General features: G+C 62.8%; 29 protein-coding genes and 2 pseudogenes. 12 read left to right on the plus strand and 19 right to left on the minus strand.

Annotated elements, in window-relative coordinates:
- Window positions 1–30: 30 nt before the first annotated feature.
- The 8 genes from eutB to MESS2_RS24495 all read left to right on the plus strand — a co-directional run bounded on the left by eutB (window position 31) and on the right by MESS2_RS24495 (window position 8968).
- Window positions 31–1023 (plus strand): hydroxyectoine utilization dehydratase EutB, encoded by a 993-nt coding sequence (gene eutB, locus MESS2_RS24460; RefSeq protein WP_008877218.1) that lies wholly within the window; start codon window positions 31–33, stop codon window positions 1021–1023.
- Window positions 1020–2009: an ectoine utilization protein EutC gene (eutC, locus tag MESS2_RS24465; RefSeq protein ID WP_008877219.1), complete on the plus strand. Its 990-nt coding sequence runs from the start codon at window positions 1020–1022 to the stop codon at window positions 2007–2009. Before eutB ends, eutC begins: the two co-directional genes overlap by 4 nt.
- A gap of 79 nt (window positions 2010–2088) precedes the next feature.
- Complete coding sequence (gene doeA, locus MESS2_RS24470; RefSeq protein WP_008877220.1) at window positions 2089–3270, plus strand: ectoine hydrolase DoeA; 1182 nt, start codon at window positions 2089–2091, stop codon at window positions 3268–3270.
- Window positions 3271–3272: 2 nt separating this feature from the next.
- Window positions 3273–4280: a N(2)-acetyl-L-2,4-diaminobutanoate deacetylase DoeB gene (doeB, locus tag MESS2_RS24475; protein ID WP_008877221.1), complete on the plus strand. Its 1008-nt coding sequence runs from the start codon at window positions 3273–3275 to the stop codon at window positions 4278–4280.
- Between the two features lie 46 nt (window positions 4281–4326).
- On the plus strand, window positions 4327–4818 hold the full coding sequence (locus tag MESS2_RS24480) for an Lrp/AsnC family transcriptional regulator (protein ID WP_008877222.1): 492 nt from the start codon (window positions 4327–4329) through the stop codon (window positions 4816–4818).
- A 132-nt stretch (window positions 4819–4950) separates the two neighbouring features.
- The gene (locus MESS2_RS24485; protein WP_008877223.1) at window positions 4951–6444 is read left to right on the plus strand and encodes an NAD-dependent succinate-semialdehyde dehydrogenase; all 1494 of its coding nucleotides are present in this window, start codon (window positions 4951–4953) and stop codon (window positions 6442–6444) included.
- Between the two features lie 38 nt (window positions 6445–6482).
- Window positions 6483–7862 (plus strand): aspartate aminotransferase family protein, encoded by a 1380-nt coding sequence (locus tag MESS2_RS24490; RefSeq protein ID WP_008877224.1) that lies wholly within the window; start codon window positions 6483–6485, stop codon window positions 7860–7862.
- 8 nt (window positions 7863–7870) lie between these two features.
- On the plus strand, window positions 7871–8968 hold the full coding sequence (locus MESS2_RS24495) for an alcohol dehydrogenase family protein (RefSeq protein ID WP_008877225.1): 1098 nt from the start codon (window positions 7871–7873) through the stop codon (window positions 8966–8968).
- Window positions 8969–9016: 48 nt separating this feature from the next.
- Here the strand turns inward: MESS2_RS24495 and MESS2_RS32465 are convergent, their stop codons facing one another.
- The 19 genes from MESS2_RS32465 to MESS2_RS24590 all read right to left on the minus strand — a co-directional run bounded on the left by MESS2_RS32465 (window position 9017) and on the right by MESS2_RS24590 (window position 24316).
- Complete coding sequence (locus tag MESS2_RS32465) at window positions 9017–9361, minus strand: hypothetical protein (protein ID WP_008877226.1); 345 nt, start codon at window positions 9359–9361, stop codon at window positions 9017–9019.
- 2 nt (window positions 9362–9363) lie between these two features.
- Window positions 9364–9753: a hypothetical protein gene (locus tag MESS2_RS24505; protein WP_008877227.1), complete on the minus strand. Its 390-nt coding sequence runs from the start codon at window positions 9751–9753 to the stop codon at window positions 9364–9366.
- Between the two features lie 102 nt (window positions 9754–9855).
- Entirely contained in the window at window positions 9856–10263 is a 408-nt protein-coding gene (locus tag MESS2_RS32025) for a hypothetical protein (RefSeq protein WP_008877228.1), read from the minus strand.
- Between the two features lie 98 nt (window positions 10264–10361).
- A complete protein-coding gene (locus MESS2_RS34000; protein WP_008877229.1) occupies window positions 10362–10547 on the minus strand; it encodes a thioredoxin domain-containing protein in 186 nt (61 codons plus the stop codon).
- Window positions 10544–10990 carry a redoxin domain-containing protein gene (locus tag MESS2_RS24515; RefSeq protein ID WP_341872367.1) on the minus strand — a complete coding sequence of 149 codons (447 nt, stop codon included), beginning with the start codon at window positions 10988–10990 and terminating at the stop codon, window positions 10544–10546. The genes MESS2_RS34000 and MESS2_RS24515 overlap by 4 nt, the downstream gene beginning before the upstream one ends.
- Window positions 10991–11185: 195 nt before the next feature.
- Window positions 11186–11563: a hypothetical protein gene (locus MESS2_RS24520; protein WP_040593904.1), complete on the minus strand. Its 378-nt coding sequence runs from the start codon at window positions 11561–11563 to the stop codon at window positions 11186–11188.
- Between the two features lie 424 nt (window positions 11564–11987).
- The gene (locus tag MESS2_RS24525) at window positions 11988–15167 is read right to left on the minus strand and encodes an efflux RND transporter permease subunit (protein ID WP_008877233.1); all 3180 of its coding nucleotides are present in this window, start codon (window positions 15165–15167) and stop codon (window positions 11988–11990) included.
- A complete protein-coding gene (locus tag MESS2_RS24530; RefSeq protein ID WP_008877234.1) occupies window positions 15164–16627 on the minus strand; it encodes an efflux RND transporter periplasmic adaptor subunit in 1464 nt (487 codons plus the stop codon). The genes MESS2_RS24525 and MESS2_RS24530 overlap by 4 nt, the downstream gene beginning before the upstream one ends.
- Window positions 16624–17031: a FixH family protein gene (locus MESS2_RS24535; protein ID WP_008877235.1), complete on the minus strand. Its 408-nt coding sequence runs from the start codon at window positions 17029–17031 to the stop codon at window positions 16624–16626. Before MESS2_RS24535 ends, MESS2_RS24530 begins: the two co-directional genes overlap by 4 nt.
- A gap of 612 nt (window positions 17032–17643) precedes the next feature.
- Window positions 17644–18189 carry a hypothetical protein gene (locus MESS2_RS24545; RefSeq protein WP_008877237.1) on the minus strand — a complete coding sequence of 182 codons (546 nt, stop codon included), beginning with the start codon at window positions 18187–18189 and terminating at the stop codon, window positions 17644–17646.
- Window positions 18186–18980 carry a DsbA family protein gene (locus MESS2_RS24550; RefSeq protein WP_008877238.1) on the minus strand — a complete coding sequence of 265 codons (795 nt, stop codon included), beginning with the start codon at window positions 18978–18980 and terminating at the stop codon, window positions 18186–18188. Before MESS2_RS24550 ends, MESS2_RS24545 begins: the two co-directional genes overlap by 4 nt.
- Before the next feature lie 66 nt (window positions 18981–19046).
- Window positions 19047–19799 (minus strand): SCO family protein, encoded by a 753-nt coding sequence (locus MESS2_RS24555; RefSeq protein ID WP_008877239.1) that lies wholly within the window; start codon window positions 19797–19799, stop codon window positions 19047–19049.
- Window positions 19799–20125: a hypothetical protein gene (locus MESS2_RS24560; RefSeq protein ID WP_008877240.1), complete on the minus strand. Its 327-nt coding sequence runs from the start codon at window positions 20123–20125 to the stop codon at window positions 19799–19801. Before MESS2_RS24560 ends, MESS2_RS24555 begins: the two co-directional genes overlap by 1 nt.
- Before the next feature lie 13 nt (window positions 20126–20138).
- A complete protein-coding gene (locus MESS2_RS24565) occupies window positions 20139–20666 on the minus strand; it encodes a TlpA family protein disulfide reductase (protein WP_008877241.1) in 528 nt (175 codons plus the stop codon).
- The gene (locus tag MESS2_RS24570; RefSeq protein WP_008877242.1) at window positions 20663–21274 is read right to left on the minus strand and encodes a DsbE family thiol:disulfide interchange protein; all 612 of its coding nucleotides are present in this window, start codon (window positions 21272–21274) and stop codon (window positions 20663–20665) included. Before MESS2_RS24570 ends, MESS2_RS24565 begins: the two co-directional genes overlap by 4 nt.
- An 88-nt stretch (window positions 21275–21362) precedes the next feature.
- The gene (locus tag MESS2_RS24575; RefSeq protein WP_008877243.1) at window positions 21363–21803 is read right to left on the minus strand and encodes a DUF411 domain-containing protein; all 441 of its coding nucleotides are present in this window, start codon (window positions 21801–21803) and stop codon (window positions 21363–21365) included.
- 39 nt (window positions 21804–21842) lie between these two features.
- Complete coding sequence (locus tag MESS2_RS24580; RefSeq protein ID WP_008877244.1) at window positions 21843–22283, minus strand: DUF411 domain-containing protein; 441 nt, start codon at window positions 22281–22283, stop codon at window positions 21843–21845.
- Window positions 22284–22350: 67 nt separating this feature from the next.
- The gene (locus MESS2_RS24585) at window positions 22351–23787 is read right to left on the minus strand and encodes a multicopper oxidase family protein (RefSeq protein WP_008877245.1); all 1437 of its coding nucleotides are present in this window, start codon (window positions 23785–23787) and stop codon (window positions 22351–22353) included.
- Window positions 23788–23917: 130 nt separating this feature from the next.
- Complete coding sequence (locus MESS2_RS24590) at window positions 23918–24316, minus strand: hypothetical protein (protein WP_008877246.1); 399 nt, start codon at window positions 24314–24316, stop codon at window positions 23918–23920.
- Between the two features lie 132 nt (window positions 24317–24448).
- Between MESS2_RS24590 and MESS2_RS34190 the strand changes: the two are divergent.
- The 4 genes and pseudogenes from MESS2_RS34190 to MESS2_RS24605 all read left to right on the plus strand — a co-directional run.
- Window positions 24449–24628, plus strand: a pseudogene (locus tag MESS2_RS34190) (DUF6894 family protein); the annotation flags it as partial.
- A 201-nt stretch (window positions 24629–24829) separates the two neighbouring features.
- Window positions 24830–25189 carry a TFIIB-type zinc ribbon-containing protein gene (locus MESS2_RS24595; RefSeq protein ID WP_008877247.1) on the plus strand — a complete coding sequence of 120 codons (360 nt, stop codon included), beginning with the start codon at window positions 24830–24832 and terminating at the stop codon, window positions 25187–25189.
- A gap of 209 nt (window positions 25190–25398) precedes the next feature.
- Window positions 25399–26196, plus strand: a pseudogene (locus tag MESS2_RS24600) (cation diffusion facilitator family transporter); the annotation flags it as partial.
- A 159-nt stretch (window positions 26197–26355) separates the two neighbouring features.
- A complete protein-coding gene (locus MESS2_RS24605; RefSeq protein ID WP_244440077.1) occupies window positions 26356–26802 on the plus strand; it encodes a hypothetical protein in 447 nt (148 codons plus the stop codon).
- Window positions 26803–26855: the final 53 nt, after the last annotated feature.

Raw genomic sequence — 26855 nt, forward strand, 5'->3', positions numbered from 1 at the left:
CGCGGCCACCGCCGAGCAGCGGGTATTCCAATGAAGCCGGTCACGCTCAGCGATATCCAGGCCGCGCGGCTGCGGATCGCCGACAAGATCGAGCGGACCGCGACAGTCCGTTCCGCGTCGCTTTCGGAGATTGCCGGAGTGCCGGTGTCCCTGAAGTTGGAGCATCGCCAGACGACCGGCAGTTTCAAGCTGCGTGGCGCCTCCAACGCGGTCGCCCTGCTCTCTCCTGACGAAAAGTCGCGCGGCGTGGTCGCTGCCTCCACCGGCAATCATGGGCGCGCGCTGGCGCATGCGGCAAAGCTCGAAGGCGTGCGCGCCGTCATCTGCATGTCGCGCCTGGTTCCCGACAACAAGCTTGCCGAAATCCGCCGCCTTGGCGCCGACATACGCATTGTCGGCGACAGCCAGGACGACGCGCAGCAAGAGGTCGATCGGCTGGTCCGCGATGAGAACATGACCATGGTTCCGCCCTTCGACCATCCCGCCGTGATTGCCGGACAAGGCACAATCGGCCTCGAGATGATCGAAGCGGTACCTACCGCCGGGACGGTGCTGGTCCAGCTTTCCGGCGGCGGGCTCGCGGCCGGTATAGCTGCCGCGGTAAAAAGCATCTCGCCGGCAACACGGATCATCGGCGTTTCGATGCAACGCGGTGCTGCTATGAAAGCCAGCATCGATGCTGGTAAGCCAATCCCGGTGACGGAGCTGCCGACGCTCGCGGACTCGCTGGGCGGCGGCATCGGTCTGGCCAATGAATACACTTTCCGGATGTGCAGCGACCTGCTCGACGAGGTGGTTCTGCTGACCGAGGCCGAGATCGCCGCGGGTATCCGGCACACCTACGCCGTCGAGCGCGAGATTGTTGAAGGAGCCGGCGCCGTTGGGATCGCCGCAATCCTGGCCGGCAAGGTCAGGCTGGAAGGCGAAACCGTCGTCCTGCTGTCGGGCCGCAACATCGGCATGGGCCTGCACCGCAGCATCATCTGCGCAACATGGACGAATGACGAGGAGATCAATCCATGAGCCGCATGACCATCTTGACCGAGGTCGAACTTAGAAAGGTCGTCAAACTTGATCTTGCAGCGGTGGCCTGCGTCGAGCACGCCTTTCGGGCACTGGCCACCTTGCCGGTTGCGATGCCGCCGATCCTGCGCCTCGACATTCCCGAGCATCGCGGCGAAGTTGACGTGAAGACGGCATACATTCCCGGCGTCGATGGCTTCGCCATCAAGATCAGCCCTGGCTTCTTCGACAATCCCAAGCTCGGGTTGCCCAGCCTCAACGGCATGATGGTGTTGTTGTCAGCCAGAACGGGTTTGGTCGAAGCCCTCTTGCTGGACAATGGCTACCTCACCGATGTCCGCACGGCGGCCGCCGGCGCAGTCGCCGCCAAACATCTGTCGCGGCCGGACTCGTCCGTGGCCGCTGTCTACGGCGCTGGCGCCCAGGCGCGGCTGCAACTCGAAGCGCTGCTTTTGGTGCGGCCGATCCGGCAGGCGCGCATCTGGGCGCGTAACGGGGCCAAGGCCGAGGCCACCGCGGCCGATCTGAGCCGGTCGCTCGGCATCAACGTCGCTGCCGTGTCAGATCCCCGCCAAGCAGCCGCCGAAGCCGATATCATCGTCACGACGACGCCGTCCGAGAAGCCGGTGCTGATGGCGCAATGGCTGAAGAGCGGCCAGCACGTCACGGCCATGGGGTCGGACTCCGAGCACAAGAACGAGATCGATCCGGCGGTGTTCGAAAAAGCCGTCTACGTCGCCGACAGCCTCAAGCAGACGCGGCGGCTTGGCGAACTGCACCACGCCATCGCCGCCGGCGTCGCCGCCCCAGAACAAGCGTTCCCGGAGCTTGGCGCAGTCATCGCCGGTACGTCGCCTGGACGCACATCGCCCTCCGACACAACCCTGGCCGATCTCACCGGCACCGGCGTACAGGACACCGCGATCGCCACGCTTGCTCGCGATCGCGCCAATGCGGCCAAGGCCGGCACATCCTTCGAAAGCTAGAGCATGATCCCGAAAAGTTGCAGACTTTTCGGACAAGATCATGCGAACAAACAAAGACCTAGAACCGGGACAAATGAAAATGACCACTGCAAATCTGAGGTTCTCCCGGCAGGAATATTCCGAGCGCCTGGCCAAGACGCGCCGTGCCATGGAGGCCAAAGGCATCGACCTGCTGATCGTCAGCGATCCGTCCAACATGCACTGGCTGACCGGCTATGATGGCTGGTCCTTCTACGTCCACCAGGCGGTCATCGTACCGCCCGACGGAGAACCTGTCTGGTACGGCCGCGGCCAGGACGCCAACGGCGCCAGGCGCACCAGCTATCTCACCGATGACAACATCGTGCCCTACGCGGACCACTATGTGCAGTCGACCGAGCGGCATCCGATGGACTATCTCGCGCAGATTCTCGGCGAGCGGCGTTGGGACAAGCTCGCCATCGGGGTCGAGTTGGACAATTACTGGTTTTCCGCCGCGGCCTTTTTGTCTCTGCAAAAGCATCTGCCAAACGCGCGCCTAGTCGACGCGACGGGGCTCGTGAACTGGCAGCGCGCCGTCAAGACCGAAACCGAAATCGGTTACATGCGCAACGCCGCCCGCATCGTCGAGGCCATGCACAAGCGCATCGTCGACAAGGTTGAGGTCGGCATGCGCAAATGCGATCTCGTCGCCGAGATCTATGATGCCGGAACGCGCGGCGTCGACGGCATTGGCGGCGACTACCCGGCGCTTGTGCCCCTGCTCCCCTCGGGCGAGGATGCGTCGGCGCCGCACCTCACCTGGGACGACAAGCCCATGAAGCCGAATGAAGGCACGTTCTTCGAGATCGCCGGTTGCTACAACCGCTACCACTGCCCGCTGTCGCGCACCGTATTTCTTGGCAAGCCGACACCAGCCTTTCTCGACGCGGAGAAGGCCACGCTGGAAGGTATGGAAGCAGGCCTCGCCGCCGCCAGGCCAGGCAATGCCTGCGAAGACATCGCCAATGCGTTTTTCGCGGTCTTGAAGCGATACGGCATCGTCAAGGACAGCCGCACCGGCTATTCGATCGGCCTTTCCTACCCGCCGGACTGGGGCGAGCGCACGATGAGCCTGCGGCCCGGCGACCGCACCGAACTCAAGCCGGGCATGACCTTCCATTTCATGACCGGTCTCTGGCTGGAAACGATGGGGCTGGAGATCACCGAGTCGATCCTGATCACCGAGACAGGCGTCGAATGCCTGGCCAACGTGCCTCGCCAGCTCTTCGTCAAGGATTGATCATGCCGACAGCTCACCAGCGACCCTCGTCGATCACCCCGACCATCGACCTCGACAAGTCAGGGGTCCAGCATGGCCATCTTCGCTTGCCCTACAGCCGTGACGACTCGGCCTGGGGCTCGGTGATGATTCCAATCGCCATGATCCGGAATGGCAACGGGCCGACCGCCCTTCTGACCGGTGGCAATCACGGCGACGAGTATGAGGGGCCGCTTGCCTTGTTCGAGCTTGCGCGTACCCTGTCCCCGAAGGACGTCAACGGCACGGTCATCATCGTGCCGGCCATGAACTACCCGGCGTTTCGCGCCGGCACGCGCACCTCGCCGATCGATAAGGGCAACATGAACCGATCCTTTCCCGGACGCCCTGACGGCACGGTGACGGAGAAAATCGCCGACTACTTCCAGCGCCAACTCTTGCCGCGCGCGGACATCGTGCTCGACTTCCACTCCGGCGGCAAAACCCTTGATTTCATTCCCTATTGCGCCGCGCACGCTGTTCCCGACCAGGCGCTGTCCACAAAGACCTTCGCAGCCGTCGCGGCATTCTCGGCGCCATGGTCGATGAAGATGCTCGAAATCGACGCGGTCGGCATGTACGACACCGCCGCCGAAGATCTCGGCAAGATCTTCGTCACCACCGAGCTCGGCGGCGGGGGCACGTCGACCGCGTATACGGTCGGCATTGCCCGGCGTGGTGTTTTGAACGTGCTCAAACACGCCGGCATCGTCGCCGGCGCTGTCGATCAGCGGCCGACGCGCTGGCTGGACATGCCGTCAGGCGATTGCTTCTGCTTCGCCGAGGACGACGGTATGATCGAGACGATGGTTGATCTTGGCGAACCAGTCACAGCCGGACAGGTCGTTGCCCGCATTCACCCCATCAGCCGAACCGGGGTGGCGCCGCAGGAGATTGTGGCAAGGATGTCTGGCCTTCTCGTCGCGCGACACTTTCCCGGTCTCGTCAAGGCCGGCGATTGCGCCAGCGTCATTGCGATTACCGTCGAATGAGGTCCGCCCGCCACAATGCGATTCCGGGCCTGCGGAGTTGCCCGCCATGACATCCGCGCGACTCGATTCCATCGATCTCAAAATACTGGATGCCGTTCAGCGCGACGGCCGCATCACCAAGCTTGCCCTGGCGCAAAAGGTTGGCCTGTCGCCGACGCCCTGCTGGATGCGGCTGCGCAAGCTGGAAAAGGCCGGCATCATCTCCGGCTATCACGCAAGGGTGGCGATCCGTGCGCTGGCGCCAATCGCCACCGTATTGATGGAAGTGACACTTGCCAGCCACCGGCAAGCCGATTTCGACCGCTTTGAACGCGCCATTCGCGACATCGTCGAGATCGTCGCCTGCTGGTCGGTGGGTGGCGGCGTCGACTATGTGCTGAAAGTGATGGCGCGCGATATCGACGCCTATCAACGGCTTGTCGATGGCTTGCTCGAACGCGAAATCGGCATCGACCGTTATTTCACCTACATCGTCACCAAGACGGTCAAGGAAGAGATCGTGCTGCCCGTGGCCGATCTGTTGCCGGAGCAGCCATAGCGACGCCAGAGAGATCGTCTGGCAGGGCAGTGCAATAAAGACAATCTCTCTATATCGGGACATGCAAACAGCCTCTCTGTCCGTGCCGCGCGGATAGTCTTGCCCGTATCACCTGAACCGGGAGGCTCGATCATGTCCGCGCATTTTGCCCGCTCGCACCGTCACGAAGCGCTCGACCAGCTGGCCGATCGGCGCCTGCTGCGCGAGCTTGCCTATGTCGATGGGCGCTGGACGGCGAGCGAGGCGGGAAAGAGTTTCGAAGTCACCGATCCGGCGACCGGCACGACTGTCGCCTGGGTCGCCGCGCTCGACGCCGGGCAGACGGCGAGGGCCATCGATGCGGCCTCCCGGGCCTTTCCGGCCTGGCGCGGCCTGCTGCCGCAGGAGCGGTCGAGAATCCTGCGCCAATGGTTCGATCTGATCGTCGCCGCCAAGGCCGACCTTGCGTTGCTGATGACGCTCGAACAGGGCAAGCCGCTTAGGGAATCGCTGGGCGAGATCGACTATGCCGCGTCTTTCGTCGAATGGTATGCGGAAGAAACAAAACGCCTCAACGCCGAAAGCGTCACCAGCCATCTGCCGGACGCCGAGATGATAGTGCGGCGCGAACCGCTCGGCATCGTCGGCGTCGTCACGCCGTGGAATTTTCCGTCGGCCATGCTGACCCGCAAGGCGGCGGCAGCGCTTGCCGCCGGCTGCACCATCGTCGCGCACCCCTCCTCCGAAACACCGCTGTCGGCGCTGGCGCTGGCCGAACTCGGCGAACGCGCCGGCTTGCCGGCAGGCGTCTTCAACGTCATCACCGGCAGTGCTTCGGCGATCGTCGGGCGGATATGCGAAGACCCACGCGTCCGCGCCATGAGCTTCACCGGCTCGACCGAGGTCGGCCGGCTGATCGCGGCGCAGTGCGCACCGACCATGAAACGCCTGGTGATGGAGCTTGGCGGCCACGCGCCGCTGATCGTCTTCGACGACGCCGATCTCGACAAGGCGGTAACGATTGCGCTCGATGCGAAATTCGCCACCTCCGGGCAAGATTGCCTTGCGGCCAACCGCATCCTTGTCCAGCGCGGCATTTACGATCGTTTCTGTGCGGCCTTTGCCACGCGCATTTCGGCCTTGAAGACCGGCCACGGCCTTGCCGCGGATGTCGATATCGGGCCCCTGATGCACGAACGCGCGGTGAGGAAGGTCGAGGAACAGGTCGCCGATGCTCTAGCCCATGGCGCACGCTGCCTCACCGGCGGCGGCCGCCACCAGGCCGGACTATTGTTCTACCAGCCCACGCTGCTGGTTGACGTGCCGGACGATGCGTTGATCATGCGGGAAGAAACGTTTGGGCCGGTCACGGCAGTGGCCGCCTTTGATACGGAGGACGAGGTCGTCGCCCGCGCCAATGCCACCGAATACGGTCTGGTCGCTTATGTCGTGACCGAGAACGGCGCCCGGCAGTCGCGTTTGGGCCGTGCGCTCGACTACGGCATGGTGGCGATCAACCGCGTCAAGATCACCGGCGCGCCGATCCCCTTCGGCGGCGTCAAGCAATCGGGCGTCGGCCGCGAAGGCTCGCGCCACGGGCTGGAAGCCTTCACCGATCTCAAATACCTTTGTCTCGACGTGGGCTAAGCCGCGCTGGGTTCTTCGTTTTTCGTCAGGAGTCAAAAATGCTCGACCAGTCCAATGAACTCGCCGCCTGGGATCGCGACCACTTCTTCCATCCCTCGACCCATATGGGCACGCACGCGCGCGGCGAATCGCCGACCCGCGTGATGGCAGGTGGTGAAGGCGTCACTGTCTGGGACAACAATGGCAAGAAGAGCATCGATGCCTTTGCCGGGCTCTATTGCGTCAATGTCGGCTATGGCCGCCAGAAGATCGCTGACGCCATCGCCGCGCAGGCGAAGAACCTCGCCTACTACCACGCCTATGTCGGCCACGGCACCGAGGCCTCGATCACGCTGGCCAAGATGATCATCGACCGCGCGCCGAAAGGCATGAGCCGCGTCTATTTCGGCCTGTCGGGTTCCGACGCCAACGAGACCAACATCAAGCTGATCTGGTACTACAACAATGTTCTCGGACGGCCGGAGAAGAAGAAGATCATCTCGCGCTGGCGCGGCTATCATGGTTCCGGCGTCATGACGGGATCGCTGACCGGGCTCGGCCTGTTCCACAACGCCTTCGACCTGCCGCGCGCGCCGATCCTGCACACCGAGGCGCCCTATTATTTCCGCCGCGCCGACCGCTCGATGAGCGAGGAACAGTTCTCGCAATATTGCGCCGACAAGCTCGAGCAGATGATCCTGGCCGAAGGGCCGGAGACCGTCGCCGCCTTCATCGGCGAGCCGATCCTCGGCACCGGTGGCATCGTGCCACCGCCGGCCGGCTATTGGGAGAAGATCCAGGCAGTGCTGAAGAAATACGACGTGCTCCTGGTCGCCGACGAGGTCGTCACCGGCTTCGGCCGGCTGGGCACGATGTTCGGCTCCGACCACTGCGGCATCAAGCCCGACCTCATCACCATCGCCAAGGGCCTGACCTCGGCCTACGCGCCGCTGTCGGGCGTCATCGTTTCGGACAAGGTCTGGCAGGTGCTGGTGCAGGGCTCCGACAAGCTTGGTTCGCTCGGCCATGGCTGGACCTATTCGGCGCATCCGATCTGCGTTGCCGCCGGCGTCGCCAATCTCGAATTGATCGACGAGATGGACCTGGTCAGGAACGCCGGCGAGACCGGCGCCTATTTCCGCGCCGAACTGGCGAAAGCCGTTGGCGGCCACAAAAATGTCGGCGAGGTGCGCGGCGACGGCATGCTGGCGGCGGTCGAGTTCGTCGCCGACAAGGACGACCGGGTGTTCTTCGACGCCGCGCAGAAGATCGGGCCGCAGGTAGCGACCGCGCTCGCCGCAAGCGGTGTCATCGGCCGGGCCATGCCGCAGGGCGACATCCTCGGCTTCGCGCCGCCGCTCTGCCTGACGCGCAAGGAAGCCGACATCGTGGTGTCGAAGACGGCGGACGCTGTGAAGAGCGTGTTCGCCAACATCTGAAGACCGACATGAATGCCATGACCAAGACCCTCCCCACCACAATGGCCGCCGTGCTTTTGACCGGGCACGGCGGACCGGAGAAGCTTGTCTATCGCACCGACGTCAAAGTGCCCTCGCCAGTGCCGGGTGAAGTGCTGATACGGGTCACCGCTTGCGGGATGAACAACACCGATGTCTGGGTGCGCCAGGGCGCCTATGGCACGGAGGAAGATGCAGCAGCGGTGTCGACCTGGCGCCGCCAGGGCAACACGCTGACCTTCCCGCGCATCCAGGGCGCCGATACTGTGGGCCAAATCGTTGCCGTAGGCGACGGCGTTTCGCCCGATCGTATCGGCGAACGCGTGATGGTCGACTTCTCGATCTACAACCGCGATGACGATTCGCTCGCCGACATCGACTATATGGGCCATGGGCGCGACGGCGGTTATGCCGAATACCAGACCGTGCCGGTCGAGAACGCTCATGTCGTCGACACCGATCTCAGCGACATCGAACTCGCCACCTTCTGCTGCGCCTATCTGACCGGCGAACAGATGCTGGAGCGCGCCGCGCTCAAGGCCGGCGAACGGGTGCTGGTCACCGGCGCTTCCGGCGGCGTCGGCTCAGGCATGGTGCAGCTGGCGAGGGCACGTGATGCCATCCCCTATGCTATCGTCGGCAAGGGCAAGGAACCGGCTGTGCTCGACATCGGCGCCGAAGCGGTGATCACCCGCGGCGTCGCCGATCTACCGGCTGCGGTGAACGAGGCAACCGACGGCCGGCCGATCGACGTGGTCGCGGATCTGGTCGGCGGCGCAATCTTCAACGACCTCTTACGCATTCTCCGGCCTGAAGGGCGCTACACCACGGCGGGCGCCATTGCCGGGCCAGTCGTGCAGCTTGATCTCCGCACCATATACCTCAAGCAGCTGCAGCTGCATGGTTCGAGCCAGGGCACGCGGGCGGACTTCCTCCGCGTCGTGCGCTACATCGAGGAAAAGAAGATCCGGCCGCTGGTCGGCGGCGTCTACAAGCTCTCCGATTTCCATCGGGCACAGGCGGATTTCATCGCCAAGGACTTTGTCGGCAAGCTGGTGGTGGTGCCGGACGCGATGTGGAAGGGCTAGCATGGCGGAGCTGAAACGAGCATTCGTTGGCTCGATCCAGACTGCATGTCAAGAAGCGCGACCCTTTGAATCGGCCGCTTCCTTGTGAAGCATCCCGATATTGAGCTCGAAATCCTTGTTGATGATCTTCACCTTGATCTGATGGAACACCGCATCGACGCGGGCATTCAGGTCGGAGAACGCATCGAGAAGGATATGATCGCCGTCCGGATCGCCGAACCCTTCAACGAAGTTCTTTTTGCTGCGAAAGACTACCTCGTGGATTGTCAGTGTTCGGGTCCATTTCGGCTCGCGCGTCCACCTTGATTTAGATGATGAATCGGATCTCATTGATCCGAGATATTTGGCATGGAGGTGACCCGCAGATCGTTGAAGCGCCCGCGGGTCGACCAACCTTAGTTTTTCTTCTCGGGGGCTACCGACCTGTCATTGGGCTTACTCGAACCATGATCCTTATTCATGGAGATCTGCATCATCTTGTTGCAGCTCTCTATCATCTGGTTCATCTGCGCCACCATGTTCATCATCCCCATCGTCTGATTCATCTGCGCCATCATATTCATCATCCCCATCATGTTGTCCCCACCCATCATGTTGTCCCCACCCATCATGTTGTTCCCGCCCATCATGTTGTTACCACTCATCATGTCGCTCCCGCCCATCATCTCGGTGTCCTTAGAGGGGCCGGGCGATGGCGAGGTTTCCTGCGCATAGAGGGTTGAGGTAATGGCGACGAGGCCAGCGAAGGCCGAGGCCAGAACGAAGGCTTGTACGGGTTTACGCATCGTGGTTTCTCCATTTATCGAGGACTGTGACAGCAACTCTTGTCCGACTGCGCCGAGGCGGCGACAGCCGGCAGAGACGGGCCGCACCCGAAGCAGTACGTCTCACTGAGGGCGAGTGTCAGATTCGTGTCTCGTCGTATCGAGTCCGGAACCCGCTCCATCGTCGGCGCTCCCCTGAGGGGGCACACCTTTCTTGCCGCTGCCCATCGTGCAAAGACCGAGCGCGCACATTGCGGCGCATGGCGCCATGGCGAGCAGGAGCGGCGCAACGCCGATCGCCACCAGCCATCCCCAATTGAACGTCGCGGCAGCGACGAGAACGACCGCGGCAATGCCGATCAGGACTCGCCGGTCCCGCAATGAATGGCGTATGTAGAGAAGGATATCCCGGCCCAGGGAGCCGTCCGACGCAACGAATGCTTTGGATGGCGCGTCGCCGGTAGCAGCTACCGAAGAGCTTTCACCACAACAGGAGTTGCTCACTTTTGTCGGTTTCTCTATGTAATTCATCTCATATCTCCATTCAGATTTTGGATTGTTGACTAAACGTGGATTTCTACTCAGCCAGTAAGGATGGCTCCTAGGTTTCTTGCTGACGCGGTTATGACTCATTTCTGCTCTAGCTTTCGGTCTTCCTTGACGGCATCGTTGGAACGATCATCTTCGATATCGCGTGGCTCCTCGGGGTTTTGCCTTCTCAGCCTCTCGATTAGCGGCCCGATTTTTTCCCGATAGATTTCCGGCGTGACAGGCCCGACCTGTTTGAAGGCGATCCGGCCTTCGGCGTCGATCACGAATGTCTCCGGAACCGGTAGACGCCCCAATCGATCGAGACCCGGCCATCAAGATCCGCACCGGTCCGAGTGTAAGGATCGCCCATTGTGTTCAGCCATTTTTCCGCATCCTGGGGACGGTCCTTGTAGTTGATGCCATGGATCGGCACCGTGTTGATTTGGCGCAATCCCATGAACACCGGATGCTCCTGACGGCAGGCCACGCACCAGGACGCAAAGACGTTGACGAGCGAGACCTCTCCCTTGAGATCCGTGCTCGACAGGCCGAGTGGTCTCCCCTGCACTGGCGGCAGCGTGAACGTGGGTACCGCGTGGCCGATCAGAACCGAAGGCAGGACGCTCGGATCGCGTCCCAGTCCCCACCAGAAGAGCCAAAAAATGCCCACCGGCAGCAGCAGAAGAGCCCATCGAGGTCGAACGGAGGGCGCATCGATCCTGTCCATCGCTTCGCTGGCGAAGGACGGAAGATTGCTCGCATCAAGGCGAGTTCTTTGAGAACTGGTGAACATCCCATCCTCCGGGCTTGGCCTTCCGCACGGAACATGGCTGCGGATGACGTCCAGAATGCTGCCGAGACGCAAAAGCGCACCGGCTCGGACAAGGGACAGAATCAGCCGCGACGTGCGGCCAGACCCGCCCTAAGCGAGGATGGAAGGTTTGGGGGGAAAGGGTTCGGGCGAACCGCTGAAGCCGCCGATGTGCTCAGCAAAATACACAAGGGAAATGTTACCTGGCAGCCGCACAGTAGGTCCGATCGTGGCAATCATGCCCTGCACGCAGGTTCCCATGGACGAACATGCGGATGTCATCATCATCGCCATGTCTCCGCCGCCGCAGTCACTACAACCGTTTAGTGTCATTTGATGTGCGGAGGTTACAGTGACGGGCTGAGCCATTTGGCCCGCCTGCGCTGAAAGCACAGGCGTTCCTGCCCCCAGAACGACGAGCAGCAGACCAATAACAAGGCGACGAGCGTAGTTCATCGTTCCCTTAGTATAGGTGATTTGAAGCCGCATGCAATCACCCTCCGAAGTGACCGAACGCCACACAAAGGAACGACACGAGCAGAATTGGTTGCCGGTTCAATGCTGAGGGTGTTCGCAACCGGGCTCGCTTCCGTGAATGTTCTTTCCGGCGCGGCCGAGGCTGGATCGCATCGGCATGCAGATGAGCTGGCAAATCCAGTTCGGGCGCACGAATGAGCTCTACACAATGAGCCCGGTCGGCACCAATTTGAGCCTCCTCAAATATGGAACTTGCTGCCGCCCGTGTCGGGTGCACCGAGGGGCATCCCGGGAAGCATGATAGCCTCAACGAAAGAAGACGCATTTGATGAGGGCCGCAATGATCAGCAGCACGACGACGACCAGGAGCAAGCCTGCGGCCCATGCCCCACATCATCCCGCTCCCTATCGTCTCGTTCATCATTGCGGCCTCCCATCATTCGGCAGCGAGGTCAAACCTTGCAGGTTCCGTGAGTGCAACCTTGTCGATCGTCGATGCAAAGCCCTTCGGCAACCGCCATCCCTTGACCAATCCGTAGATCGCTGGGATCACAACCAGGGTCAGGAGGGTAGACGAGATCATACCACCGATCATCGGCACGGCGATGCGCTGCATCACTTCCGAGCCGGCGCCAGTGCTCCAGAGGATCGGGATCAGACCGGCCATGATGGCAACGACAGTCATCATCTTCGGCCGGACGCGCTCCACTGCGCCAAGCATGATCGCCTCATGGAGATCTGCCCGGTTGAACGGCCGCTTGTGTACGGCCCGCTCCGCCTTCACTTCGGCCATGGCCTGCTCCAAATAGATCAGCATGACGACACCCGTCTCCGCGGCGACGCCGGCGAGCGCGATGAAGCCGACCGCCACCGCCACCGACATGTTGAAGCCTAGCCACCACATCAGCCAAATCCCGCCGACAAGGGCAAAGGGCAAGGACAGCATGACAATCAAGGTCTCGGTGAGCGCCCGGAAGTTCAGATAGAGCAGCAGGAAGATGATGAGCAGCGTGACGGGCACGACGATCTTCATCCGCGCCGCGGCTCGCTCCAGATATTCGAACTGCCCGCTCCAGGCGACCGAATAGCCTGGCGGCAGCTTGACCGTCGCCGCGACGGCCTTCTGGGCATCGGCGACATAGCCGCCGAGATCCCGGCCGTTGATGTCGACGAAGATGTAGGTCGCGAGTTGACCGTTCTCGGTACGGATCGAGGTCGCGCCGCGTGTGAGTTGAACTTTCGCCACCTCACCGAGTGGAATGGCGCCGCCGCCGGGCAACGGCACTTCGACGTCGGTAGCGATCGACTGAGGGCTAGAGCGCAGATCACGGGGATAGCGGATATTCACCCCATATCGCTCGCGTCCCTCGACGGTCGTCGTCACGGTCTCGCCGCCGAGCGCCGTCGCGATGACGTCCTGGACGTCGCCGACGCCAAGGCCATACCGGCCGAGCGCCTCGCGATCCGGGACGATATCGAGATAATATCCGCCGATCACCCGCTCGGCATAGGCACTCGATGTGCCCGGAACCGATTTTAGGGTTGCTTCGATCTGGCGCGCGATCTGTTCCATCTGCGCCAGGTCGGTGCCGAACACCTTGACGCCGACCGGCGTCCGGATGCCGGTCGAAAGCATGTCGATGCGGGCGCGGATCGGCATGGTCCAGGCGTTGGAGACACCTGGGAACTGCAGAGCCTTGTCCATCTCGGCCTTCAAGCTGTCGATGGTAACACCAGTCCGCCATTGATCCTTCGGTTTCAGATTGATGATGGTCTCGAACATCTCGGTCGGGGCCGGGTCGGTCGCGGTCATCGCCCTCCCCGCCTTGCCATAGACCGAATCCACTTCCGGAAAGGCCTTGATGATCCGGTCCTGCATTTGCAGGAGTTCCGCCGCCTTGGTGACGGAGATCCCAGGCAGGGTCGTCGGCATGTACATCAGCGTGCCTTCGTTCAAACTCGGCATGAATTCAGAGCCGATCTGGCTCACCGGCCAGACTGAGACGCCAAGCACGACAAGCGCGAGCGCGATGGTGAGGGTCTTTGCCTTCAGGACGCCGCGAATGACAGGACGGTAGATCCAGATCAGAAAGCGGTTGATCGGGTTCTTGTGCTCCGGAATGATCCGGCCGCGCACGAAGACCACCATCAGAGCCGGCACCAGCGTCACCGACAGGATTGCCGCGGCCGCCATGGAGAAGGTCTTGGTGAAAGCGAGGGGACCGAACATCCGACCCTCCTGCGACTCGAGCGTAAAGATCGGCAGAAAGGATACTGTTATGACGAGGAGGCTGAAGAACAGCGCCGGGCCGACCTCGCTCGCCGCGTCGATCAGGATCTGGACTCGCGGCTTGCCGGGCGGAGCACGCTCCAGATGCTTGTGGGCATTCTCGATCATGACGATCGCGGCATCGATCATGGCGCCGACGGCGATGGCGATGCCGCCGAGGCTCATGATGTTGGAGCCGAGCCCGATCGCCTTCATGGCGCCGAACGCCATCAGGATGCCGACCGGCAGCATCAGGATGGCGACCAGCGCGCTGCGCAGGTGAAGAAGGAATACGACGCAGACCAGGGCGACGATGACGCTTTCCTCGGCCAGCGTGCGCTTCAACGTCTCGATGGCCGCCTCGATGAGCTGCGAGCGGTCGTAGACCGGCACGATTTCGGCACCCTTGGGAAGGCTCCCGGCGATGTCGGAGAGCCGCTGCTTCACGTTCTCGATCACGGTCAGGGCGTTGGCCCCGAACCTCTGCAGGACGATGCCGCTGGCGACCTCACCTTCGCCATTGAGCTCGGTAATGCCGCGCCGTTCGTCGGGGCCGATCTCGACCTTGGCGACGTCCTTGAGGCGCAGAGGCACGCCCTGGTCCGTCTTCAGGACGATGTCTTCGATATCGGCAATCGACTTGATGTAGCCGCGACCGCGCACCATGAACTCGAATTCGGAAAGTTCCAGCGTGCGTCCGCCGACATCCCGATTGCTGGCGCGCACGGCGTCGCGGACCGTCGACAGCGATATGCCCTGGGCGCGCAGCCGCAATGGATCGACGACGATGTTGTACTGCTTGACGAAACCGCCGACGCTCGCGACCTCCGCGACCCCTTCCGCCTTGGAGGCGGCGTATCGCACCACCCAGTCCTGCAGCGACCGCAGCTCGGCCAGCGTCATGTCCTTGGCGACGACGGCGTACTGGTAGACCCAACCAACGCCTGTGGCATCGGGGCCGAGGCCCGGCGTGACGCCAGCCGGCAGGCGCTGCGCGGCAGCGTTGAGGTATTCGAGCACGCGGCTGCGCGCCCAATAGGGATCGGTGCCGTCCTCGAAGATGACATAGACGAAGGACACGCCGAAGAAGGAGAACCCGCGCACCACCTTGGACTTCGGCACGGTGAGCATGGCCGTCGTCAGGGGATAGGTGACCTGGTCCTCGACCACCTGCGGCGCCTGGCCGGGATACTCGGTGTAGACAATGACCTGGACATCCGAAAGGTCCGGAATGGCGTCGAGCGGAAGCGTCTTCAGCGCGTAGGCTCCGGCGGCCACCGCGAAGGCCGTGGCGACGAAGATCAGGACGAGATTGCGTGCGGACCACGCGATGAGCCGGGCAATCATGGCGCAGTCTCCGGGTTCGTCATGCCGCTCAGCGCGGCCTTCAGGTTGCTCTCGGCGTCGATCAGGAAATTCGCCGCGACCACGACCCGATCGCCGGCGGCAACGCCGTTGCGGATTTCCGTGAAGCCGCCGCCTTGAAGGCCGATCTTGACTTCCCGCGGCTCGAAGCGGCCCTCGCCCTTGTCCACGATCACCACTTGCCGCGTGCCGGTGTCGATCACGGCGCTGTCGGGGACGGCGACCACCGGGGCATTGCTGCCGCTGCCGACCTCAACGTCGGCATACATGTCCGGCAGCAAGAGACCTTCGGGATTGGGGAGTTCGATCCGCACCTTGGTCGTGCGCGTTTCCTTGGTGACCTGCGGATAGATCAGGGCAACGCGGCCGCTGAAAGTCTGGCCCGGCAGGCTTCGCACCCGGATCGTGGCGGCGGCCCCGACCTTCACGGCTCCCAGCTCATATTCGGGTACGTCGGCGACGATCCAGACGGTCGAGACGTCGGCGAGGCGGAACAGCACATCGCCGGGCGACGCCTTCATGCCCTCGACTGCATTGCGCTCGAGGATCACGCCATCGCGCGGGGCGGTCCAGGTGATGGACGTCTGAACCTGGCGGGTGCGGTCGATTGCGGCGATGACATCTGGTGGGACCGCGAGATTATCGAGGCGCTGGCGTGCGCCGGCCGAGCCGCGGCCACTTCCGTTCAGATCCGTAAGGTACTGGGCGCTCGCCGTGGCGATCTCGGCCGAATACAGCCGCATCAGCGGTTCGCCTTTTTTGACCCGATCGCCGGTGGTAACGTCCGCTACCTTGTCGATGAAGGCATCGGAGCGCGTCGCGACCACCGTGATGCGCCGCTCATCGAGTTGCACGGTGCCGGGCACCCGCACCGGGCGAAATATCAACTGCTCGGTGGCGATCTGTGACCTGACGCCGGTGCGCTGCAGTTTGCCTGTCGCGACCTTGACGGTCGAGCCGTCTTCATCCTCGCCCGCGTACACGGGGATGTAATCCATCCCCATCGAATCCTTCTTCGGCGTCGGCGAGGTGTCCGGAAGGCCCATCGGATTGCGGTAGTACAAGACCCGCTTCGGTTCACGGTTCGCGGGAGTCGCGGCAACGGTCGTAGCTGCGGCAACGGCCGCAGCGGCGGCCGGCGGTTTGTCCTCGAAGCTCAGGTCCTCCCCCGCCGATACGGGCAGGAAATCCCGCCCGTCGCCGGTCTTCTTCGGAGTTGCCGCATAGGCCGGGAGGCCGTCCGGATCTCGGTAGTAGATCACGGGTCCGGTGGGCGCAGGGTTGGCGCTCGCCGGGCCCGCTGCAGTGCCTTCGAGCCAGGCGACAGCTTGCAGCCACGGAACGGCAGGCAGCGCTAGATCGCGATGCCCCGCCCAATAGCCTCCGGCCCCCGCCGCCAAGATGGCGGCGAGGGTGAGGCCAGTACGGCCTGCGCGTTTCATGGCGTGGCCTTGAATTCGAGCTTGTTTTCGAGAGAGCCGGTTTCGCCCTGGACCTTGGCGCCGAGCGACAGGCGCCAGCCGCCTGGCGTCATCAGATTGGCCTTGAAACGATAGATGCCGGGCTCCGTCGAGGGCAGAGGCTCGATTGGCGCCGTCATCATCTCCATGCCGTCCGGCGCCATGTCGACGCGCTGGGCAAAGATCACCGCGTCGGAAACCGCCTTGCCGGAGCGCTTGTCAATGAGGCGGACCGCGACAATCGCGGCATCGCCTTGTTTGATCGTGCTTTGAACGAGTTGAAACTCGTAATCCTCGATCCCGGCCCAGGCCTTCGAATTGGCACCGCCGAGAGCAAGACCGATCAGCGCCGCGGCTGCGACGTGCTTCACATTGCAAAAGTTCATTGTCAGATTTTCCCAAAGTTCATCATTCGGCCGCGCGGAGTGCACGGCAGGTTGGTGGCCAGGCTCATGCCAAAGCCACGGACTCTCGCCACAAGGCCGTCAGACCTGCGGCGACAAACGGCCCCGCTGGAGCTGTCGATGAACTCAGGTTCGTGGAGGTCTGGGAGGCGGCGGACTAGGCAGGAGGTTCCGTCCGACGTCACTGCCAGGCGCGATCACGTCAGCCGCGGATAACCGGGTCAGCGTGATTGCAGCGGCCGTCGACGCGCTCGGAAGGCATTTGGCGACGCATAGGGTCGCGGGGGGACAAGACTTCTGGCAGTCAGGCAGTTGCTGCCTCTGGTCCGAAGGGCACGGCATACCGTCCGCCATATCCGCCATTGTCGCCGTAGGATCGACAACCATCATCATCGCAGCGGATGGAGTCACCATCGGCGCGGTCAGAAGGCTTACGACAGCCATGATCGACAGCAATTGGGGGAATAGGGTCCAGAATTTCACACAGGCTACATGGCATTTGGTGCAGCGCAAGAAAAGCCCCTAAGCCCTCACATTTCCGTCAGGTGATTGTCTGAACGGTTGCTTTCGGCGGCTGCCAGCGCGGTCTTACTGTTACATACCGCCGCCGCAGCCGTCGGAGAGGTCCCACACATCGACGATCTGCTTGCCGGTGAAGCCGCGTTCATGGATCAGGTATTTCGCCAGCCCGCCATACATCTTCCAGCGCCAGCATTGGCAGCAACACGGACCTTTCTCTTCGGAATTGGCCATCGCATAGTCGTAGGCCTTCTGTTCGGCGCTGGTGAGTTTCACATCGTAGTAAGGCATCACCTTCTGCGCGATGCCCGACGGGATATCGTATGGATCGCGCGGGATCATAGCGATGTCGCGGTATTTGGTCAGGCCATTCAGCTGCTCGACATAGCGCTTCATTTCCATCGGGCTGCAACATGACCCCTTGATCCGCGACGTGCTCGGCATTGTTGCGATCGACTCCGTGAATTTGGCTGAGCAGGTGCTGTTGCCATTCTGGCTGAGATCCTTGAAACGAGTTGCCAGGTCGCCTGCGGCCATCGCCTCGTCTTCGAATAGGCCAAGGGCCGTGGCAGCGCCGATTGCGCCGAGAACGACCGTTCGCCGGTTTGGGGTCGTCGTCATTTGCCGCTCCTTGCCTGGTCTAGGAGTTTCTTCAGGGTCGCAAGATCTGTCGCACCGGGAAAAATCTGGTCCCCCGCGACAAAACCCGGCGTACCGGTGATCCTCAGCGCCTGAGCCAGTTCCGTATTGCGGTCGATCAGTGCCTGGATGTCGGGCTTCTGCATATCGCTCTTCATACGCTCGACGTCGAGCCCGGTCTCACCGGCGATTTTCAGCACGACAGCCTCGGTCACCCTGGTTCGGGCACCGAACAGCGCCTTGTGAAAAGCGCCGTACTTGCCTTGCAGTTGCGCCGCCAGCGCCGCCTTGGCCGCAAACAGCGAATCCGGGCCGAGGATGGGGAATTCCTTGTAGACGATCCTGAGTTGCGGATCGTCGGCTACCGCCTGTTCCATGATCGGCGCCATCTGCCGGCAATAGGGGCAATTGTAGTCGAAGAATTCGACCAGGGTGACGTTGCCCTCGGCATTGCCGCCTACCGGACTCTGCTTGTCGCGGAAGATGTCGTCCGCACGTGATGCCAACACCTGTTTGGCCTCGGCAGCCTGCGCCTCGCGCTGGCGAGCGTCCAGGCTCTGCAAGGCTTGCATGATGATTTCGGGGTTGGCGAGAATATAGTCTCGCACGCGCTTGTCGAACTGGTCCTGGGACATTTCACCAGCGGCGTGCGCCGATTGCTGCACCCCCTGGAGGCCTGGATTGAGCAGGAACCATCCCGTCAGCCCAACAAGCAGAAGGGCGCCGAGAACCCCGCCGCTATGTCGGTTGATCTGTTTTGCAGCTGTACTCATGTTCGTCTCCCCTTGCCATCTGTTGGGGGCCGCCCGATGCGGGCGTGCCGGCGGTATAAAAATGGTTCAAAAAAGGCCCTTCAATTTTGCCAGCCAGCCTTCGTCCGGTTCATCGTGCGGACGCTCGATGTTGTTGGTGAGCGCGTTGACCAAAGTGACGAGATTGACCGGCGCGAAATTCAGGCCGTAGAAATTCGCCCGCCAGCGGCCCTCCTTGTCGATCACATGCGTGACGATGCCGTGCATCTGATAGCCGTCATCCGTCAGGGTGAACTTGTGGCCGAAGGCTTTCGCCAGCTTGCGGGTCGTGTCCTCCGGCTGACCTTGGATGGTGGTCAGGAACAGCCAGTTCACGGGATCGAGCCCGTGCGCTGGTCCGTAGTCGCGCAGCACGTCCGGCGTGTCCCGCGTCGGGTCGGTGGTGATGGTCACGAAGGTAACCCGATCCTTCATCGGCGTGGCGTTCACCATTTTCTGGATCTCGGCGATCTTCTCGGCATGCAGCGGGCACACGTCCGGGCACGATGTGTAGATGAAGTGGAGGACGACGACCTTGCCGCGGAGATCGACAGGCCGCACGATGCGCCCGTCCGCGGCACGCAGCGTGAAATCAGGCGCCGGCTTGTCGATCTGCTGGAAGTATTTCTCGTCGCCCTGCAGCATGGTGTCGACTTCGTCGAGCGAATGCGCCCACGCGCCACGCGCGAAGGCCGCTACCAGCACCGCGATGGCGATCAGGCTGCCAAGCAGGCGCGTCCACTCACGCCAGGTCGATGCAACACGCCGGGCGTCCGGCCCGTTTTGCGCGGTGACAGACATCAGCCATTGCCTTTCATGTCCGCGGACGGTGTCTTCGGGCTGTCGGCGCCGTCCTCCCGGGCAACGTTTTCAGCAGAACATGATCCACTCGTCATCCGATTCATGCACAGGCCAAGCGCGCACATCGCAGCGCATGGCAGCAGGCCGAGCAGCACCGGCGCGATGCCGGCGGCGACCAGCCACGACCAGTTGAAGGCAAGGCCGGCGGCGGCAATGGCCGCGCCGGCGGCTATGAGGCCGCGCCGGCCACCGAGAGCGCGTCGAAAAGACTGGACATCGCGGCTTGGCAATGCCTGCCGGGCCTGGGTCAGTTCAGTGGTGGTCATGTCGTTTCCTTTCTCATTTTGCGGCGATGCGGCCGCGGATGAAGTCGACCATCTCGGGAGAGTCCCATTCGGCGGGGCCGATCAGGCGGCCGATTTCGTTGCCGTCACGGTCGATCAGTAAGGTCGTCGGCAGGCCCACAGCGCCGAGCGCGAACATGGCCTTGGCCGATGTGTCGATGTTGAGGGCAAGGTGCTGGATGCCGATCTCGGTGAAGAACTTCTTCACCGCGTCGGGGCCATTCCGGTCCATCGACAGCGCGATCACCTCGAAATCCGGCCCGCCAAGCTCCGCCTGGAGCCGGTCGAGCGTCGGCATTTCCTTGCGGCAGGGCGCGCACCAGGTCGCCCAGATGTTGAGCAGCACGACCTTGCCGGAGAAATCGGCGAGCGTTTTCGGCTGGCCGGCGCCGTCCACGAAGGTGATCTCCGGCACCGCTGCCGGCGTGTCGAGAACGGCGAAATTCTCGGGCGCCTCCGCCGCCGCTGCGGGCAGCGCCACGGCGAGCAATGCGCCGAACAGGGCGAGAGCGAATGTCTTCATGGCTGCTGTTCCTTTGCTTCTGCCCTCAACCGCTCGACCAGCGGCAGGATCGTCTTCCGAAGCGTCTCTTCCGTCACCGCGCCGATGTGTTTGTAAGCGATGCGTCCGTCGGCGCTCACGACGAAGGTCTCCGGCACGCCGTAGACGCCCCAGTCGATAGCGACGCGGCCGTTCAGGTCCGCGCCGGTGCGCTTATAGGGATCGCCCATCGTGTCGAGCCATCGCGCGGCGTCGTCGGGCCTGTCCTTGTAGTTGAGCCCATGCAGCGGCACCGTCCCGCTAGCCGCCAGTTGCATGAACACGGGATGCTCCTCGCGGCAGGCCAGGCACCAGGACGCGAAGACGTTGACCAGCGAGACCTCGCCGCGCAGATCGCCGCTCGACAGGCCAAGCGTGCGGCCCTGGACCGGCGGCAGGTTGAATTCTGGCACCGGCTTGTCGATCAGCGCCGACGGAATATCCGATGCGTTGCGCGTGAGCCCCCAGCCGAGCAAGACGGCCATGCCGCCGAAAATTATCGCCGGCAGGAAGACGGCAAGCCGTCGCAGCATGGCGCGCCGGGCGGCCGGCGGGTCCGCGTCGGACTGAATGATGTTATCGCTGGTCATGATGCACCCGCTGATCCAACAGGAACGTCATAGAAAGCCAGATTCTTGCAGGGCAATCAGACACGTTGGCCAACATGGCGGTCGCCTTTCACTCCGTCGCGTAGACAGTCGGCGCCTTGCCGTCCTTGGTGAAGGCGTAGATCGTCCATGTGCCATCCTTTTCGCCGCCCATACCCGGTGCCCCTGCCGGCATGCCGGCCAGCGTGATGCCGGATATGGCGGGCCGTTCGGTCAATAGCTTCTTGACGACATCGACAGGCACCAGACCGTCGACGACATAGCCGTCGACCATCATCGTGTGGCAGCCTTCGAGGTCGGCGGGCACGCCGGCATCGCTGCTGATCTGCGAGAGGTTGTTGACCGGCTTGATGTCGACCTTGAAGCCGTTCTGTTCGAGATAAGCCGCATAGGCCTCGCAGCAGCTGCATTGCGGGTTCTTGTACATTACGGCGCTGATCGTCGCGGCAACCGCCGGCAGAGGCGTCGCGACCAGCAGGGACAGGGCGACAAGGCGATAGGTCAGTTTCATTGAAATCTCCATTGGTTGCAGAAGTCCGGGGGGCGGCCGTTATTCCGTCGCGTAGACGGTCGGCGCCTTGCCATCCTTGGTGAAAGCGTAAATTTTCCAGCTCTCGGTTTTCTGGCCGCCCATTCCCGGCGAGCCCATCGGCATGCCGGGCATGGCTATGCCGGAAATCGCGGGACGTTCGGTCAGCATCTTCTTGACAAGGTCGACCGGCACAAAGCCGTCGACCACATAGTCGCCGATCACCACCGAATGGCAGCCCTGGAGCTGCGCCGGAACGCCGAATCCAGCGCTTATCCGTGACAGGTCGTTGGTCGCCTTGATCTCGACCTTGAAGCCGTTCTGCTCGAGATAGGCAGCGTAGGACTCGCAGCAACTGCAACTTGGGTTCTTGTACATCACCGCCTGGATCGTTGCGGCGAACGCGGGCATGGGCACTGCGATTGCGACCGCGAGGGCGGCGAGGGCGTAAGTCGGTTTCATTTTGCGGTTGTCCTTTGTGGTTGGTTGGTCCGGTTGATGCAGAAGTTCAAAAAGTCGGTCGAACGGATCAGGTCACGCGGAAGACGGTCATCAGGCCGGCCATCTGGTGATCGACGACGTGGCAATGCAGCATCCAGTCGCCGGGATTGTCGGCGACGAAGGCGCATTCGACCGTGTCCTTGGGTGCCATCAGCACCGTGTCCTGCCAGGTCCGGTTGGGCACCGGCGAACCGTTGCGAGAAAGCACCGACAGACTGAAGCCATGGATGTGCATCGGGTGCCACCAGGCCGTTTCGTTGCGCATGGTGAGGTGACAGGTGGCGCCGCGCCGCAAGGTGAACAACGGCGGCATGCCCGCCATGCCGTCGCCGGTCATCGACATGCCATTGATCGCCCAGGCAGCGCCGCCGTTCATGCCGGGCATCCCCATTCCCATCATGCCGCCGACGCCGGCGAGCTTGCCGCCGCCCATCATGCCGCCCTGCAGCACGATCTCCTGGCGCACGGCCCTGGTGAGATCGGGGACCGGGAGCGGATTGGCCGGCAAGCGCAGGGGCGCGTCGAAAGGATGGGCACGCAGTGGGGGCGCGTTGTCATAGGCGAGCGTGGTAAGCCGGTAGGCCAGGCCGTCATAGTAGTCGTCGATCACCTGATGGCGGCTGCCCGGATCGCCCTGCAGGTCGAGCACGATGTCGATGCGCATGGCCGGCGCCAGCACCAGGCGGCCGTCCTCCGGCTCATGCGGGTCGCAAGGCTGGCCGTCGATCGCGACGATGACTGGGCGGTGGCCTTCGAAGCGCAGCGCCATGATGCGCGCGAGCGATGCATTGGCAAGCCGCAGCCTGACGCGTTCGCCGGCGCGCACCGGCTGATCGGCCAAGGATGCACCGTTGATGGTGACGGCGTTGCCGACGCGGCCGGACATCGACGCATCCATCATGCTGCCGAAGCCGGCAGCGATCTGCCCGTCGGCGGCGAGCCGCCAGTCCTGCAGCAGCCAGAGAAGGTCGCGGTCGACGGCGACGGGCTCGGCCTCCTCGACGGTCAGCAGGCCGGCAAGTCCATGACCGAGCTGCACGAGACTGTTGGCATGCGGGTGATACCAGAAGGTGCCGGCATCCGGCGGCGCGAACTCGTAGACGAAATTCTCGCCCGGCTTGATGGGTGGCTGGGTCAGGCCCGGCACGCCGTCCATGGCGTTTGGCAGGCGGATGCCGTGCCAGTGGACCGTGGTGTCCTCGTCCAGCCCGTTCTCGACAGTGATGCGGACGGGCTGGCCCTGCCGCAGGCGCAGCACCGGGCCGGGGATGGTGCCGTCATAGGCCCAGACAGCGGTGGAAGGACCGTCGGGGCCGCCGAACCGCGCCTGGCCCGGCGCGGCCCTGATCCGGCGTTCGTCCACGGCGGCGGCGCGTGCGGGCCGCAGTGAAGCGGACATGGCAGCGCCCGCCGCCGCGACGAGAAAACCGCGGCGCGACATGGTGTAATGAAAATCGTGACTCACCCTTCTATCCCTTTGCGATCTCGATCGATGGCGAGCGGCTCGACATCGAATTGCCATGCGCACCCGCGGCGCAATGCGCGACGCAGGCGATCAGGCGCCGGGTATCAGCCGTGTTACGGCTGATACGGCGTCAGGCGCTGGGTCTGGGAGGGTATGGGTCGGGCAGGAAACTTCGCCCGCGCGGGAATGGCGCGCGCAGCGCCGACGGCTGCCGCAAGCCGGGAGCTGTCGTCACGGCGAGGCCTTGTGGCAGGACCGCCACCACGGGCGCAATGCAGCTCGGCGGGCAACGCACAGGATTGTCGCTGCCGGCGGCATCCTTGAGGCATGCCTTGCAATCGCCGTTCATGGTGGCATCGGCCATCTTGGCCCTGCTGGTATTGGCGGGCATCGTCATACCTTTGTCGGCCGCCATTGTCATCCTTGCCGACATGACGTTGGCCTGGGCGGCAGACAGGCTGAACCCGGTGGTCAGGAAGACCGCCAGCAGCAGAACAAGGACGTGTTTTGGCGACCAACGTGCCATCATCGGTATAGGCTGGCCCTAAAAGGCGATGTTTGCAAGCCAAAACGCTGAACCGCGACGTTCAGACGCCTGCTCTGGCTGCTTCATGAGTTGTCATCCCGATTGAACCTTTGCCTTGCCGCGTCGTTGAATCGGATGCCGCGCTACTACTTCGATTTCCAGCCCGATGGCGAACTCTGTCCCGATGATAAAGGGATGGACCTGTCCGGGCTTGTGGCGGCCAAAGACCAAGCCATAAGGATACTGGCCGAAATCAGCCGGGACGCGCTGCCACATGCTGGCCGCCGAGAGTTGGCGATCAAGGTTCGAGACAGTTCTGAGCATTTGGCTGCGCGGTGGATTTCACGGCCCAGAGCGCGGGAAATCCACCACCGTCTCAACCGTGTCGAGCCGCTTAAAAGCGGTGGCATCCAAAATAAACTTTGCCAGCCCCTTGAACCTCTAGGTGGCAGAGGTTCTAAGTCAGATGTCCTAGCGGACAATGGTCTGGCCGCAGATTGCATACAGGAGCGAAACATGACAGATGTAGCAAGCACGAGCAGTGGCGCCAAAGGTCACGGGCTTCTTTGTCCTGCTTGCAGGGTCGATCTTGTGATGAGCGAACGTCAAGGCATCGAGATCGACTACTGCCCCAAATGCCGCGGCGTTTGGTTGGATAGGGGCGAACTCGACAAGATCATCGAGCGCAGCGCGAGCGAAGAGGTTCAGGGCGCGCAGGCGCAGCCCTCCAGGCCGCAGCCCGCGCCGCAGGGGCAACCCTATCCGTCCGAAGGCTACTATGACAGCGGTCATGGTTCGAGGCACGGTGGCGGACATGGTGGCGGCCACGGTCAAAGCCGCAGGCACGGATCATTCCTCGGGCGGCTGTTCGATTAACGACGTTCGCTCGTGATACAGGCGGCTTTCGCAGCGCCGGATCTTCACTGACAACGAGGGTTTACACGTGGGCGCAGGACATTCACACGCAGCGGCTGCTTCGTCGGGGACCGCTGCGGACCGACAGGGAACCGCTGCGGGCCGACACAAGAGCAGGCTCGCAGGAGCTCTTGCTCTCACCACGACTTTCATGGCCGTCGAGGTTATCGGTGGTCTGTGGACGGGCAGCCTCGCGCTTCTCGCCGATGCGGCGCACATGCTGACGGATGCAGGAGGTTTGGCCCTGGCGCTGATCGCCATCCGTTTCGCCGAACGTCCAGCGACCCCGCAAAAAACCTATGGCTATGTCCGTATGGAGGTTCTGTCCGCGCTGACGAATGCTGTAGTCCTTTTGCTGCTGACGATTTACATCTTCTACGAAGCTTACAAGCGCTTCCTCAATCCACCGGAAATTCTGGGGGGGGCCGATGCTGGCGGTGGCTGTGGCTGGCCTTGTGGTCAACCTGGTCAGCATGAAGCTTCTCTCCGCCGGATCGTCGGAAAGCCTTAATGTGAAGGGCGCCTATTTCGAGGTGCTGAGCGATATGCTCGGCTCCCTCGGCGTCATAATCGCCGCGGCCGTCGTCATGCTTACCGGCTGGACGCTCGCCGATCCTATCATCGGCGCCGCGATCGGCCTGTTCATCGTTCCGCGCACATGGATTCTATTGAGACAGGCAATCCACATCCTCATGGAGGGTACGCCGCCCGAAGTCGACATCACGCTGCTTGAGCGAAAACTGCTCGACATTCCTGGCGTTGTCGCCGTCCACGATCTCCACGTCTGGACCATCACCTCCGGCATAGACGCCATGAGCTGCCATCTCGTCGTGGCCGACATGGGCCAGGCTCGGGCGACGCTTGTCGGCGCCAATGAGGCGATGAAGAGCGGTTTTGGCCTCACGCACACCACGATGCAGATCGAGGACCAGAGCCTGCGTGAAGCCGAAGGCGAGTTGAAGCTATAGCCGGCATCGCAAAACTCGCGGGCAATAGATCTATGCAGCATTTTCAAATGCAGCAGCCGAAGCCGCGTCGGACGCGGCGAGCGGCAGGCATGCCTAATCAGTGACAGTCCTGGCCGATCCCTGGCGGATCGCGCCCCAGGTCAGACGAAGGAGGCCGACATGGGCAGACATAGGCGAAACACTCATGGCGAGCAGCAGTTTTCCGGCCGAGAGATACCAGATGGTGTATCGGACAGGCGTCCAGCGTCGCAAGCATTGAAGCTGTTCTCCTGGACCATCGCAATCGCCGGTCTCGCGGTGTGGTCGCTGATCGCCTGGATCGGTTACGTCTTGGTCGATCCCGTCCTCGGTTGGGTCGCAGCCAATGCCGGCCTTCTGGTGGATAGCGGGAAAGGTCTCGCAACGGCGACCGGCGTCGGAAAGGAAGCGAGCAGCATTGTCGACGGTCTCGACGTCAGCGGCTTCATGGGACAGGCTATCGCCTTGCTGCGAGCGATCTTGAAGCCCGCGATTGTTGTTCTCTGGGCGATCGGCGCTCTCGCACTCTTGGCTGCGCCGATGCTCCTGCCGCGTATCGGCCGGCTGCTCGCCCGGCGCCGGCATTGACGGGCGCACATTTGCACTCAGTCCAGCAGACTGTTCTGCGGTTCTCGACCTGT

The organism is Mesorhizobium metallidurans STM 2683, from assembly GCF_000350085.1.
In the GTDB taxonomy this organism is placed as follows: Bacteria; Pseudomonadota; Alphaproteobacteria; order Rhizobiales; family Rhizobiaceae; genus Mesorhizobium; species Mesorhizobium metallidurans.

Excerpts from the sequence above, each read along its gene's own strand:
- MESS2_RS24505 (WP_008877227.1), bottom strand. The coding sequence starts at position 9,753 with ATGCGTAAACCCGTACAAGCCTTCGTTCTGGCCTCGGCCTTCGCTGGC.
- MESS2_RS24485 (WP_008877223.1), top strand. The coding sequence starts at position 4,951 with ATGTCCGCGCATTTTGCCCGCTCGCACCGTCACGAAGCGCTCGACCAG.
- MESS2_RS24560 (WP_008877240.1), bottom strand. The coding sequence starts at position 20,125 with ATGACCACCACTGAACTGACCCAGGCCCGGCAGGCATTGCCAAGCCGC.
- MESS2_RS24495 (WP_008877225.1), top strand. The coding sequence starts at position 7,871 with ATGAATGCCATGACCAAGACCCTCCCCACCACAATGGCCGCCGTGCTT.
- MESS2_RS24605 (WP_244440077.1), top strand. The coding sequence starts at position 26,356 with ATGGGCAGACATAGGCGAAACACTCATGGCGAGCAGCAGTTTTCCGGC.
- MESS2_RS24525 (WP_008877233.1), bottom strand. The coding sequence starts at position 15,167 with ATGATTGCCCGGCTCATCGCGTGGTCCGCACGCAATCTCGTCCTGATC.
- MESS2_RS24515 (WP_341872367.1), bottom strand. The coding sequence starts at position 10,990 with ATGGACAGGATCGATGCGCCCTCCGTTCGACCTCGATGGGCTCTTCTG.
- MESS2_RS24490 (WP_008877224.1), top strand. The coding sequence starts at position 6,483 with ATGCTCGACCAGTCCAATGAACTCGCCGCCTGGGATCGCGACCACTTC.
- MESS2_RS24595 (WP_008877247.1), top strand. The coding sequence starts at position 24,830 with ATGACAGATGTAGCAAGCACGAGCAGTGGCGCCAAAGGTCACGGGCTT.
- MESS2_RS24575 (WP_008877243.1), bottom strand. The coding sequence starts at position 21,803 with ATGAAACTGACCTATCGCCTTGTCGCCCTGTCCCTGCTGGTCGCGACG.
- MESS2_RS24545 (WP_008877237.1), bottom strand. The coding sequence starts at position 18,189 with ATGACGACGACCCCAAACCGGCGAACGGTCGTTCTCGGCGCAATCGGC.
- MESS2_RS24570 (WP_008877242.1), bottom strand. The coding sequence starts at position 21,274 with ATGACCAGCGATAACATCATTCAGTCCGACGCGGACCCGCCGGCCGCC.
- MESS2_RS24480 (WP_008877222.1), top strand. The coding sequence starts at position 4,327 with ATGACATCCGCGCGACTCGATTCCATCGATCTCAAAATACTGGATGCC.
- MESS2_RS24535 (WP_008877235.1), bottom strand. The coding sequence starts at position 17,031 with ATGAACTTTTGCAATGTGAAGCACGTCGCAGCCGCGGCGCTGATCGGT.
- eutC (WP_008877219.1), top strand. The coding sequence starts at position 1,020 with ATGAGCCGCATGACCATCTTGACCGAGGTCGAACTTAGAAAGGTCGTC.
- doeB (WP_008877221.1), top strand. The coding sequence starts at position 3,273 with ATGCCGACAGCTCACCAGCGACCCTCGTCGATCACCCCGACCATCGAC.
- MESS2_RS32025 (WP_008877228.1), bottom strand. The coding sequence starts at position 10,263 with ATGAATTACATAGAGAAACCGACAAAAGTGAGCAACTCCTGTTGTGGT.
- MESS2_RS24565 (WP_008877241.1), bottom strand. The coding sequence starts at position 20,666 with ATGAAGACATTCGCTCTCGCCCTGTTCGGCGCATTGCTCGCCGTGGCG.
- MESS2_RS24590 (WP_008877246.1), bottom strand. The coding sequence starts at position 24,316 with ATGATGGCACGTTGGTCGCCAAAACACGTCCTTGTTCTGCTGCTGGCG.
- MESS2_RS24530 (WP_008877234.1), bottom strand. The coding sequence starts at position 16,627 with ATGAAACGCGCAGGCCGTACTGGCCTCACCCTCGCCGCCATCTTGGCG.
- MESS2_RS24580 (WP_008877244.1), bottom strand. The coding sequence starts at position 22,283 with ATGAAACCGACTTACGCCCTCGCCGCCCTCGCGGTCGCAATCGCAGTG.
- MESS2_RS24550 (WP_008877238.1), bottom strand. The coding sequence starts at position 18,980 with ATGAGTACAGCTGCAAAACAGATCAACCGACATAGCGGCGGGGTTCTC.
- doeA (WP_008877220.1), top strand. The coding sequence starts at position 2,089 with ATGACCACTGCAAATCTGAGGTTCTCCCGGCAGGAATATTCCGAGCGC.
- MESS2_RS24555 (WP_008877239.1), bottom strand. The coding sequence starts at position 19,799 with ATGTCTGTCACCGCGCAAAACGGGCCGGACGCCCGGCGTGTTGCATCG.
- eutB (WP_008877218.1), top strand. The coding sequence starts at position 31 with ATGAAGCCGGTCACGCTCAGCGATATCCAGGCCGCGCGGCTGCGGATC.
- MESS2_RS24520 (WP_040593904.1), bottom strand. The coding sequence starts at position 11,563 with ATGCGGCTTCAAATCACCTATACTAAGGGAACGATGAACTACGCTCGT.